The sequence below is a fragment of the Olivibacter sp. SA151 genome, from assembly GCF_054130995.1.
In genome coordinates, this window is the sequence record NZ_CP096391.1 from 2,511,114 (window position 1) to 2,522,726 (window position 11,613).

At 40.8% G+C, this 11,613-nt stretch carries 9 protein-coding genes; 5 read left to right on the forward strand and 4 right to left on the reverse strand.

What is annotated here, in order from left to right; translation table 11 throughout:
- Positions 1–256 precede the first annotated feature (256 nt).
- The 3 genes from map to M1D52_RS10270 all read left to right on the forward strand — a co-directional run bounded on the left by map (position 257) and on the right by M1D52_RS10270 (position 6,844).
- A complete protein-coding gene (map, locus tag M1D52_RS10260) occupies positions 257–1,021 on the forward strand; it encodes a type I methionyl aminopeptidase (RefSeq protein WP_013667510.1) in 765 nt (254 codons plus the stop codon).
- A gap of 33 nt (positions 1,022–1,054) precedes the next feature.
- On the forward strand, positions 1,055–5,725 hold the full coding sequence (locus M1D52_RS10265; RefSeq protein WP_437392498.1) for a DUF3320 domain-containing protein: 4,671 nt from the start codon (positions 1,055–1,057) through the stop codon (positions 5,723–5,725).
- A 72-nt stretch (positions 5,726–5,797) separates the two neighbouring features.
- A complete protein-coding gene (locus tag M1D52_RS10270; RefSeq protein WP_377610529.1) occupies positions 5,798–6,844 on the forward strand; it encodes a bifunctional transcriptional activator/DNA repair enzyme AdaA in 1,047 nt (348 codons plus the stop codon).
- Here M1D52_RS10270 and M1D52_RS10275 read toward each other — a convergent pair.
- Together M1D52_RS10275 and M1D52_RS10280 are read right to left on the reverse strand one after the other, a co-directional pair.
- A complete protein-coding gene (locus M1D52_RS10275; RefSeq protein WP_130855361.1) occupies positions 6,830–7,939 on the reverse strand; it encodes an adenylate/guanylate cyclase domain-containing protein in 1,110 nt (369 codons plus the stop codon). The two genes, M1D52_RS10270 and M1D52_RS10275, sit on opposite strands and share 15 nt — an antisense overlap.
- Positions 7,940–8,071: 132 nt before the next feature.
- Positions 8,072–8,281: a hypothetical protein gene (locus M1D52_RS10280; RefSeq protein ID WP_013667506.1), complete on the reverse strand. Its 210-nt coding sequence runs from the start codon at positions 8,279–8,281 to the stop codon at positions 8,072–8,074.
- A gap of 451 nt (positions 8,282–8,732) precedes the next feature.
- Between M1D52_RS10280 and M1D52_RS10285 the strand changes: the two genes are divergently transcribed.
- Positions 8,733–10,070: a sigma-54-dependent transcriptional regulator gene (locus tag M1D52_RS10285; RefSeq protein WP_130855362.1), complete on the forward strand. Its 1,338-nt coding sequence runs from the start codon at positions 8,733–8,735 to the stop codon at positions 10,068–10,070.
- A gap of 6 nt (positions 10,071–10,076) precedes the next feature.
- Here M1D52_RS10285 and M1D52_RS10290 read toward each other — a convergent pair whose 3' ends face one another.
- Both M1D52_RS10290 and M1D52_RS10295 read right to left on the reverse strand, forming a co-directional pair.
- Positions 10,077–10,256, reverse strand: coding sequence for a hypothetical protein (locus M1D52_RS10290; RefSeq protein WP_437392499.1), 180 nt, complete (start codon positions 10,254–10,256; stop codon positions 10,077–10,079).
- A 79-nt stretch (positions 10,257–10,335) separates the two neighbouring features.
- Positions 10,336–10,701: a DMT family protein gene (locus M1D52_RS10295; protein ID WP_437392500.1), complete on the reverse strand. Its 366-nt coding sequence runs from the start codon at positions 10,699–10,701 to the stop codon at positions 10,336–10,338.
- An 80-nt stretch (positions 10,702–10,781) separates the two neighbouring features.
- Here M1D52_RS10295 and M1D52_RS10300 point away from each other — a divergent pair, with 80 nt between their 5' ends.
- Positions 10,782–11,606, forward strand: coding sequence for a helix-turn-helix domain-containing protein (locus M1D52_RS10300; RefSeq protein WP_437392501.1), 825 nt, complete (start codon positions 10,782–10,784; stop codon positions 11,604–11,606).
- The last annotated feature ends 7 nt before the right edge of the window (positions 11,607–11,613 follow it).

An 11,613-nucleotide genomic window follows, 5' to 3' on the forward strand; every position in this document is an offset into this window, starting at 1 on the left:
ATTGTTAAGTCATTAATGAGCATACTTGTTTTGTTTCACCTACCCTTCGAGCGATTGAGCCCTTCCTCAGCTAAATTCCAACTAATATTCAATAATTCTGTATTTTTTAAGCAATTTTTACGATTAAAAATTCAATGGCGCCGCGTCGAATGACTGAACGATGAGGCACACGATTGTATATAAGCGGTAAATTCTCTAAGTTTGTTAACAAGAGAACAAGGCTTTTAGCTTTAATTAGAATGACTAAATAAATAATATGTCAATAAGTAAAGAATCAGAATTGGTTGGGATGATGAAGATAGGCAAGATCGTAGCAACGACATTGAAGGCAATGCAGACCTATGCTAAGCCTGGGATGACGACGAAGGAATTAGATGACTTTGGCGCTGAGATCTTGCAAACATACGGTGCAAGGTCAGCTCCGGCACTGAGTTATGGTTTCCCTGGGTGCACCTGTATTAGTGTCAACAACGAAGTCGCTCATGGTATCCCTTCTGCGGAACGCGTACTTCAGGAAGGGGATTTAGTGAATATTGATGTATCGGCAGAGTTGAATGGGTTTTGGGCAGACAATGGAAGCTCTTTTATATTGGGAAAGGATATTCATAAAAAAATGCATTTGATACATACTTCCAAGCGTATTCTGCAAATGGCAATTAATCGTATTAGAGGTGGTGTCCGGATTGCTGATATTGGCGAAGTAATGGAGAGAGAGGCAAAGAAGGAGGGTTATAAAGTTATAAAGAATTTAGCTGGACATGGCATCGGGAAGAGCCTACACGAAGAACCGGATAATATCCTAAACTATAAAGATCGCTTTGATAGAAGAAGATTTAAGAAAAATTCGGTGGTAGCCATCGAAACTTTTATAGCTACTGATTCTACCCTCGCCGTTGAACAGCCGGACGGATGGACTTTAGTTGGCAATAAAGGTGGCTATGCCGTACAACATGAACATACCATTGTCGTTACAGATGGAAAACCATTGATTCTAACAGCCGAAAATGGTGTTTGGGATTAATCGCCTTATCCCACGTCTGAAATAAAAGATGTTATGAATGAAACTGTCTTAGCCCGCCTCGAATCTGCCCGTAAAGAACTTTTAGATTTAGGATTACGCAACCCGCTGTTAAACTATCGGGTATCGAAAAGTAAGGGTTTACATATTATTCACGAAAAAAGTACCGCTATATATGACGTATTAGTAAAGCAAGGAAAAGCCTTAAGCTTTATTGGCCTACCCGAAAAGGAAGCCCGAAATAATGGTTTGTCTCTACCGGCTGAACTACATGCGGAAGTACCGGAAAATGCCTACTTAGATACAAAGCTGCAAACAGACGAACTGGTTAGTCGCTTACAAACTAAATTATTAAATACTTTTTATTACGCTCGTACCTGTATTGAGGAACAGGGTGTAAACACGCTTTATTTAGCTCTCGGTATGCTTCATTGGACTGAAGGCAATCAATCCGATGAAGTTCGTCATGCACCCTTGGTTTTAATACCCGTATCACTCGAGCGATCCAGTGCCCAAGAACGTTTTCGATTACGGTATTCAGGAGGTGAGGTTGGTGCAAATTTATCGTTACAGGCGAAAATGCTGTCTGATTTTCATGTTGTAATTCCGGATATGGGGGATATCGAAGACTTTGGTATGGATGCCTATTTCGATGTCGTTGAAAAATCTATTCGCAGTCAGGCCAATTGGAAGATAGATCGAGACCATATTGAGCTTGGATTTTTCTCATTTGGGAAATTTATGATCTACCATGATCTCGACAGCGATCAATGGCCACCGGAAAATAAGCCTGCTGATCAACCGCTTTTACAGGCACTGTTTACGGACGGTTTTAAGGAGTCTGCGCCGACAGCCAATGAGGAACATGACTTGGATAAGTATCCGGAAGCGGCCAAGATTTTTCATGTGATGGATGCTGATAGCTCGCAATTGCTCGCCCTGCTTGCTGTTAATGAAGGAAAGAATATGATAATTCAGGGGCCTCCAGGAACCGGTAAATCGCAAACCATCACCAATATGATCGCTAATGCAATCGGACAGGGTAAGAAGGTCTTGTTTGTAGCGGAGAAGCTAGCAGCTTTGGAAGTGGTGAAGAGGAGATTGGATATGATCAATCTCGGTGATGCCTGTATTGAGTTGCATAGTCATAAAAGCAATAAAAAAGAGCTACATGAGGAGTTGCGGCGTACAATGGATTTAGGACGACCTGCTCTTGCCCACTTGGAGCGAGAGGTCAGCCTGCTCAGCGAATATAAAGATGAGCTCAACGCATACTGTCAAGCTATTAATACCTTTGTTGAAAAGAGTGAGTTGACGCCGCACAAAGTTATTGGGCATCTAATGGCTATACAGAATGCCATCGGTAACCTCAAGTTGCCGAAAATACCATTGGATGATTTGCAAAGTTGGGATGCGGAACGCATGCGAAAGGCCGAAGCCTTTGCTGAACGCGTTCAGGCAAGTTTGCGGGAGATTGGTATACCGGCGGAATTACTGTTTTGGGGCAGTGGCCTGGAGGTTTTGTTGCCACATGAACATGACGAAATCCGCGCGTTGCTGCAGGGAAGTAAGAAAGCGAGTGAAGATCTCTTGTATCAAGGGCAACGCTTAGGTGAAGATATGAAGGTCCTAAGGGCTCCAAAAAATACGGATGACATCCGTTTGCTCATTGCTCTTTTTGATATTGCAGGTAAAGCGCCCCAATTGGACAATGTAGACGTATTATCAAAAAAATGGATCACCGAGCAGGAAGACATCCGCGAATTTATAGAGGCCGGCGAAAGGCTATCAGCAATTTATCGACAATATGAGTCGGTATTATTACCTGAAGCCTGGGAGCAAGAAGTTTTAGCGATCAGACAGTGTTTGATGAGCCATGGAAGGAAATGGTATCGCTTTTTGATCAGTGACTACAGAAAAAGTACGAAACAGCTTGCTGTCATCTGTCGGACAACACTTCCCGACGACATAAACACACGATTAAATTACGTCAATGCGATACTGGAAGTAAAACGCTTAAGAAAGAGTTTATTGGAATATCAGGACTTAGCAGAGAAGCTTTTTGGAACAACTTGGAAACGAGAGAAATCAGATTTCGTTACCATGACACGCATTGCTGTTTTTTTATCACAAGTACATCAAGACGTGTTAGAAGAAAAGTACCCTGCTTGTTTGCTTTCTTATTTAAATCGCTACAATGAACCGTCAGTTGCTCAAAATAACGTAAAGGTTCTAACAGATTTATTGGAACAGCAGCATAGAAAGTTGCGGGAGGTTTTGGAGCGACTTGCCTATGATGACCAAAAAAAGTTTGAGAAGGGCTTATTGGCCGAAGATTTTTCCATTCAGTTGGATCTTTTAAATAGATGGAATAACAACTTCGTTGAGATCAACGATGCAATTGCGTGGAATAATTTAACGCAACAAGCAGAAGAACTCGACTTGGAGCGCATTACTGTTGTTGCTCAATTTTGGCCGGAGGCAAAGGATCATCTTAAAACAGCACTACAAAAAACTTGGTACGAGTTGCTTATTGAACAGGTCATGTTCAATGAACCTGCCTTGCGAAAGTTTGAAAAAAACAGTCATGAGGAAACTTTATCGAAGTTCAAGAAGCTCGACTTGCTGAATCAACAATACCATAGGGCCTTGGTAGCCTTAAAACATTGGGAAGATATTCCAAGGCAGGAGGCCGGTGGGCAAGTAAATGTCTTACGAACCGAGTTCAATAAAAAGGCGCGGCATATGCCTATTAGGCGGCTTATGCAAGAAGCTGGCCTGGCAATTCAGGCGATTAAACCCGTGTTCATGATGAGTCCGCTTTCGATTGCTAATTTTTTACCGCCGTCAAGTGTAGATTTTGATTTGGTAATTTTTGACGAGGCGAGCCAGGTGCGTCCTGTTGAAGCTATAGGAGCTATTCTGCGTGCAAAACAGTTAGTAGTAGTAGGAGACAGTAAGCAACTGCCACCGACAAGTTTCTTTGATACAATGAACAATGATTTGGAAGAAGAGGAGAATATTACGGCAGATGTGCAAAGTATATTGGGATTATGTGAAGGGCAGGGAGCATCCCAATCGATGCTACGTTGGCACTATCGAAGTCGACATGAAGCACTTATCGGTTTGTCGAACCGAGAGTTCTACGAAAACAAATTAGTGGTTTTTCCGAGTCCCGGCTCAGCGTTTCATATGGGCCTAAAATATCATTATTTAGCGAATGCCTTATATGATCGAGGAAAAACCCGTACCAATCCGCTGGAGGCAGAAGCCGTGGCCGACGCGGTTATGTCGCATGCCGCAGAACATGCTCATCTTACTTTGGGCGTCGTTGCATTCAGTTCAACACAAATGCAGGCTATCCAGCTGGCTTTGGAAATTAGGAGGCGTAAGCAGCCTGAAATGGAAGGTTTTTTTAAAAGTCACTCCAACGAGCCCTTTTTTATAAAAAACCTTGAGAATGTTCAAGGAGATGAACGGGATGTGATTTTTATCAGTGTGGGTTATGGTCGCAGTGAAGATGACAAATTGTTGATGAATTTTGGACCGCTTAATAACGATGGGGGCGAACGGCGACTGAATGTGTTAATCACACGCGCCAAGATGAGATGTGAGGTGTTTACCAATATTACAGCGGAGGATATTGATTTAAATCGATCGAATAAAAGAGGAATCTACACGCTCAAGCGCTTTTTACACTTTGCGCAACATGGAGATTTCTTAGCAAAGGACGAGTCCGAACTTGTAGCAAAAACCCCTTTTGAAGACCTCGTAAAAAGCAGTTTGGAAGAAAAGGGATATCATGTAAGAAAAAACGTTGGTACAGCTGGCTTTTATCTGGATTTGGCGGTGATTGACTCAAAATATCCGGATCGTTATATTCTTGGAATTCAATGTGATGGCGAGAACTACGCGAAGGCAAGATCAGCACGCGATCGGGATCGCTTGCGGGAACAGGTATTAACCAATATGGGTTGGAACCTATACCGCGTGTGGAGCGTTAGCTGGTACAGAAATCCAGCTAGAGAATTGCAGGCTTTGCTGGAAGCTATTGAAGAAGCTCAAGGAAAGTCCCTGATGGAAGATGTTTCCGAAGCCACGTATCTAGAAGAGTTTACTGACCTGATACGTGAAGAGGTGGTTGAACCGAGTTCTACATCTTTTGAGCTCTACGAAATCGCAGAATTACCGAAGATGTCATCGAGTCTTAACCTACATCAGCATCCTCTTGAAGAGATTGTTGAATGGGTAGAATATATAGTGAAAATTGAAGGACCGATTCACTTTGAAGAGATGGCTAGGCGCATTGTAAATGCCGTTGGCGTTTCAAAATTAGGAGCACGCATGCGAGACACTTTAACGATAGCTAGTCATTTAGCAGAAAAGAAAAGAACCATCCGGCGCGTAGGTGATTTTTTGTGGAGAGGCAAGCAAAATGAGCCGCCGGTAAGAGATCGGACTAATTTGCCTGCAACATCAAAAAAGATTCAATATATCGCACCCGAGGAGATAGCATTTGCTGTTTTGCAAATAATTGACCGTTCCATTGCTATTGTACCGGAAGCACTCTTCCCGCTTGTTAGCAGAGCGCTGGGCTTCGGTAGATTGACAGAAGAAGTACGAAATGAAGTTGCGCGTGCAATCGAGCTACTTGTTGAGCAAGGAAAAGTAAAAAGCGAAGGCGATCTATTGAAGCTGATCTCCTAAAAATACTTGTTAAGTTTTCGGTTGTGCCTATGTTGTCGATTGAGCTATTTTTGATCTATTAAATACAGTATTATGCAATTAACAATAGATCTAATGTATGAAGCTGCCGTAAACAAAGATTCCTCTTTTGAAGGGATCTTTTTCACGGCCGTAAAGACGACCGGTATTTTTTGTCGCCCCACTTGTACTGCACGGAAACCAAAGAAAGAAAACGTTGAATTTTTTAAAACCGCAAAAGAGGCCATAATGAAGGGGTATCGGCCTTGCAAAGTGTGTCATCCCTTAGAAAAATATAATATGACACCTGATGGCATAAGGAATATCCTGAATCAACTTGCTGAAAATCCCACTAGGAAATTCAGAGACAGTGATTTGTTGCAAATGGGTGTTGAACCCAGTACGATGAGACGCTGGTTTTTAAAAAACCATGGTATGACTTTTCAGGCATATCAAAGAATGTTTCGCATCAACCATGCTTTCAAGCGTATTCAAAGAGGTGAATCTATTACAGCAACGGCCTTTGATGTGGGATACGAATCGTTGAGCGGGTTTGGAGATTCATTTAAATCAATTTTCGGGGTATCTCCCAAGCAATCAAAGGAGCAACGAGTAATTGATTTGAAACGTCTGGAAACACCACTCGGAACCATGGTTGCCTGTGCTGTTACGGAGGGAATTTGCTTGTTGGAGTTTACGGATAGAAAGATGCTTGAAACGGAATTTAAAGCACTTTCTAAAAGGCTAAATGCAACTATCATGCAAGGTGATAACTTGCATATCAGACAGTTGGAAATTGAATTGGCCGAATATTTTGCCGGCCAGCGAAAACAGTTTACGGTCCCGCTTTTTACACCAGGCACAAATTTCCAAAATCTAGTTTGGAACACCCTTCAACGTATACCCTATGGTCAAACCATCTCTTATAAGGAGCAGGCGAAAATGATGGAAAAGGAAGCTTCTATTAGAGCTGTTGCAAACGCAAATGGTATGAATAGGGTATCCATCTTGATTCCCTGCCATCGGGTGATCGGATCAGATGGACAGCTAACGGGCTATGGAGGTGGCATCTGGCGAAAAAGAGCTTTACTCGAACTGGAAAATGAATTAGCTGCCAGCTGAATCGATCGAGTTGGGTAAAAGTGCGAGAATAGCTACTTCTCGTTCTTTTCCCCGTAATCGTATGCTACCCAACAGTTTGCTGCTGTATTCCTTGGCGCTATTCAACAGAGATAGTAAATCGGCACTGATGATTACTTCTTCCTTAAATTCTCCGCACTTCCCCAATATACGAGAAGTCGTGTTCAACACGTCACCTGAGTAGGTGATATCTCTTTTAACAACACCTATTTCACCCGCGATGACATTACCCGAATGAATACCCGCTTTAAAGGTTGGCACCAAACCATACAATTGTTCGTACCTGTCTTTCTTATCTTCAATAGTCATCTTTATATCGAAAAAGCAACGAAGGCAGTGAGACTTTTCCAAGCCATCCTTGTAGCTCCATGCTACTACTACTTCATCTCCAACATATTGATAGATATTTCCCTTGTTTTCAAGAATTGGGTTGGTAATATCAGCAAAAAAATCTTTAAGAAGCGAATGGTACCGTTCGTTACCTAACCGCTCTGCTATGGTGGTGGATGCATTTAAATCCAGAAACATAAAAATGCGCTTTTCAGCCTTGGGCGTATTGTATTTGCCTGTCAAAATATGGAGAAATGTTTCATGTCCGAATTTACTGCTCACCTGTAGAAGAAACTGGGTGAGCGCGACAATGAAGGCCCAAACCAAGCCATTCTTTAGTGGATAACTATCTGTCATGAACGAAACAACCGCCTGTCGCGTGGCGGGATCGGATAGTGGCCTTTTCAATTGATAGGGTACGATTGTTAGACCCATAACAAGTGTAATGATACCGACGATAAGCACAAAACATATAATCACAATTAAAATGGTATAACCATAAGGTTTATCTCTGAACTTTTCGTTGATGTAAAAAACGAGTATACTGCCACCCAATAGCGCACCAATGAGACCCGCTCCTATATTCCTAAGTACGGAAATAAAGAAGGAATAATTGGCCGTCGTACCTAGCGATACTTGGGTATGCAACACTAAATGATCATATATAGCTATTATAAAGCCAATGAACATCCATATAATAATGATGAGTCCTAATTGTCTCAGTTTTAGAAATGTTCCCCTTTTCATTCGTTCTGTTGTGTGTGTCGTTGTTCCAAGATCTGTGTATTAGCTAAATGCATGAGCATTTAGTCGAAAATAAGACATTTTTAGCTTTTGTTTGCTTCAAAAAACAGAGAAAAGAAAGAGGTTGGGTTTTATTCATAATCGAGCAGCGAAATTCAGTATTTCACTCAGCGATTTTACTGTCCATTGATAAAGGTGAAGGTCATTCAACTCCAGTTCTTTTGTTAGGTAGTCTTCTGTAACGATGTAGCGATCGCCCAAAGGAATGTAAGGAACGTTGCCAATATTGTTGTTTTGGATCTCGATATTCAGAAGAATGCTTAAAGTTTGTAAATTGTTACACATATGTTTTAGTTCTGTAGGCTAAGTTGTTCACAAGTTACATAATGTGTCTTAATATTTACTTCGCACATCTTTACAATAAAGATACATAGTTGCCTCACCGCAAGTGTGTTAATGAATTGGATCGAGATTCGCGTTCTTCTTTTTACAAGACGCTAGGTTTATGGGAACAATTGCGTTGCGTTCTCTTTTTTTTTCACGATTTTTGTATAATAAGTGAACATTTTTATGCTGACAATGCCCGTTAATGTCTTGTCAATCGTATATAAAAATGATTTCTCTCAATCCCGAATAGATTTCCCGACGATCGCATTACATGTGCCGATAAAGCAGCGGACTACTATTTTAATCGAATATTCTTATGGATGTTGGGGAATGGTCCAATTTTCTCTAAGTTTGTTCGATAGGATAACTGACAATCCCATTTGTCCGTATCGAATTAAATTGTTCGAAAGTGAAGCATGTATTATTAATTGACGACGAGGAAAAGCTCCGCCAGCTTACGGCTCGCATTATTGCGTTGGAAGGTTTTGAAGTTGTACAAGCAGATAGTTTAAAAAGCGCTCGAAAAAAACTCATAAGTGAAGAGTTTGATGTAGTGATTTGCGATGTCAAATTGCCGGATGGTAATGGGGTGGAGTTTATAGAAAGTATCAAAGAAAAGCAGCCCTTTGCTGAAATTATTTTATTAACAGCCTATGGGAATATTGCGGACGGTGTACAATCTATAAAAAATGGTGCATTTGATTATATCACTAAGGGAGATGATAACAATAAGATTATACCCCTGTTACATCGTGCATTTGAAAAAGCTCAGCTTGCAAAAAGAGTACAGCAGCTGGAAAAGCAGGTCGCAAAGAAATATAATTTTGATAGTATTATTGGGAGATCGCCTGCCATTATAGATGCTATTAATTGGGGTAAAAAAGTAGCTCAGGGAGATACAACTGTTTTGCTATTAGGCGAGACAGGAACAGGCAAGGAAGTGTTTGCACAAGCAATCCATCAAGCCAGTAATCGAAATAAGAGAAACTTCGTGGCTCTAAACTGCGCTGCTTTTGGAAGAGAATTGTTAGAAAGCGAACTTTTTGGTCATAAAGCGGGTTCGTTTACAGGTGCATTGAAAGATAAAAAGGGATTATTTGAGGAAGCAAACGGCGGGACGTTATTTTTAGATGAAATAGGAGAGATGGCTGTTGACTTACAGGCTAAATTGTTAAGAGTTTTAGAAATGGGAGAATTTTTAAAAATTGGAGAAACAGAGCCGACAAAAGTAGACGTCCGTATTGTTGCCGCTACGAATAGACAGTTGGAAGACGAGATTGAAAAAGGGACTTTCAGAAGTGATCTTTATTATCGACTTTCGGTATTTACTATTTTTTTACCGCCACTCAGAGAAAGGAAGCAGGATATTGCTTTGCTTGCCAATAATTTTGCTGAAGTTTTTGCCCTGAAAACGAATAAACGAATCGTCAAATTAAGCCACACTTACCTGCAGGCTTTGGAACATTATCCATGGAAAGGAAATATTCGGGAACTAAAAAATGTTATCGAACGCAGCGTCATCCTGGATGAAAGCGGGGTATTGAATGTTGATAGCTTACCGTACGAAGTTCGTCATCCCGAATTGCAGCATACAACGGTATCTTCGAATTTTTCGCTTGAAAGCATGGAGAAGCTGCATATTCAAAAAGTATTGGCTTTTACACACGGAAATAAAGCGGAAGCTGCTCGTTTACTCGATATTGGCATTGCGACATTATACAGAAAGATTGAACAATACAAGATCTAACAGGCCTTATGCTTGTTTTAGTGGGATAACCATATTCCAAGATTTTTCCAATTCGTAAGGTCTGCTGCCGGCACCGATTGCAGCAAATAGATGTTTGGATAGTGCATGGATGCCGCCGCCTTCCTCCCCGCAAATATGTCCAAAACGACCTTTAGTAAAGGATCGTCTGGATAGTACGTTCATCATTTATTCCAAAAAATAAAATGTGATAAGAGTCTGAATATAATTCAGGGTTCTAATGGCATTTAAAACTAAGCATAAATTATTACTTTTTGAAAATAAAGTAAACGGCTAGTACAAGAAATACAAAACCGATAAAATGATTGCTGGTAAAATGGATATTCTTGAATGCAATAACGGAGAATAACATGAATATGACCAAGGTGATCACCTCTTGTAATACTTTTAGTTGTACCAAAGAGAACGGACCTCCATTTTGTTCAAAGCCGATCCGATTAGCCGGTACTTGAAAGCAGTACTCGAAAAATGCTAAACCCCAGCTGACTAAAATGATAAGCCACCATGCCGTGTTGCCTTCCGACTTGGCGAAAAATTTTAGATGACCATACCAGGCAACATTCATAAAGGCGTTTGAAAGCACAAGCAAGCCAATTGTAGTAAATACTTTCATATATTGTTTATTATATGCTAGAAAAATACGCATATTTACTCGTATTTGTTGTTCCAATTTTTTAATTGATCATTTCTTAAATGACTGAAAGACTTGATTATATCAGTGAGCGGATAGAAGTGTCGGAAAAATTCCAACCTGTTTTTAGCCATTTTTACTATGCCGCTAACATAGGCAGCGAATCCCTTACAAAAACACTGTTACCCAATTATCAGACAGTGCTTGTCTTTTGTTTTGGCGGAGAAGTATCGTTATCGGTGGGTGAAGCCGTTGCACGCTTTATAAATACTTGTCTTGTCTTAGGCCCTATAAAAAGAGCCTTTGATTATACCTTGGCTCCGGGCACTGAACTATTGGTCATAAATTTCAAAGGCGATGCGTTTTATCGTTTTTTTGGAAGAGCACTAATCGATGATTTTTTTATGCATCCGGATGATTTATTAACGGATAGTTGCTTCGCGGAACTGACGTTGAAACTCCAGGCAAAATCCAATGAGGAGCGGATCCGGTACTTACTGGCGTTTTGTGAACCCTATCTTCGTATGAATGACCAGGATGTTGCCCACATGTTGACTTTTCACGAAACACATACCTGGCTCAATCCTATTCAAGAGATAGCTAGCGAAACCAGGCAAACTGAGCGGAACTTGCAGTTAAAACATAAGAAAATCTTAGGCTATAGCGCCAAAGAGTTGAATCGTTATTATCGTTTTCTTAAAGCGATTCAATGGCTGGAACAACAACTAAAAAGGAAGGGAAAAATTAACTGGTTTGAACTGATAGAACACTGTTCTTACTACGATCAGAGCCAGTTAATACGCGATTTTAAACACTTCACGCAATTGACTCCGAAGCAATACCTGTCTCTTCAGCATCAACTATGTAACCCCAATTCAGTTGATTAAATTGATG

Bases quoted from the DNA above. Each gene is read 5' to 3' on its own strand.
- M1D52_RS10290 (WP_437392499.1), bottom strand. From the start codon at position 10,256: ATGATGAACGTACTATCCAGACGATCCTTTACTAAAGGTCGTTTTGGA.
- M1D52_RS10280 (WP_013667506.1), bottom strand. From the start codon at position 8,281: ATGTGTAACAATTTACAAACTTTAAGCATTCTTCTGAATATCGAGATC.
- M1D52_RS10275 (WP_130855361.1), bottom strand. From the start codon at position 7,939: ATGAAAAGGGGAACATTTCTAAAACTGAGACAATTAGGACTCATCATT.
- M1D52_RS10265 (WP_437392498.1), top strand. From the start codon at position 1,055: ATGAATGAAACTGTCTTAGCCCGCCTCGAATCTGCCCGTAAAGAACTT.
- M1D52_RS10300 (WP_437392501.1), top strand. From the start codon at position 10,782: ATGACTGAAAGACTTGATTATATCAGTGAGCGGATAGAAGTGTCGGAA.
- M1D52_RS10295 (WP_437392500.1), bottom strand. From the start codon at position 10,701: ATGAAAGTATTTACTACAATTGGCTTGCTTGTGCTTTCAAACGCCTTT.
- M1D52_RS10270 (WP_377610529.1), top strand. From the start codon at position 5,798: ATGCAATTAACAATAGATCTAATGTATGAAGCTGCCGTAAACAAAGAT.
- map (WP_013667510.1), top strand. From the start codon at position 257: ATGTCAATAAGTAAAGAATCAGAATTGGTTGGGATGATGAAGATAGGC.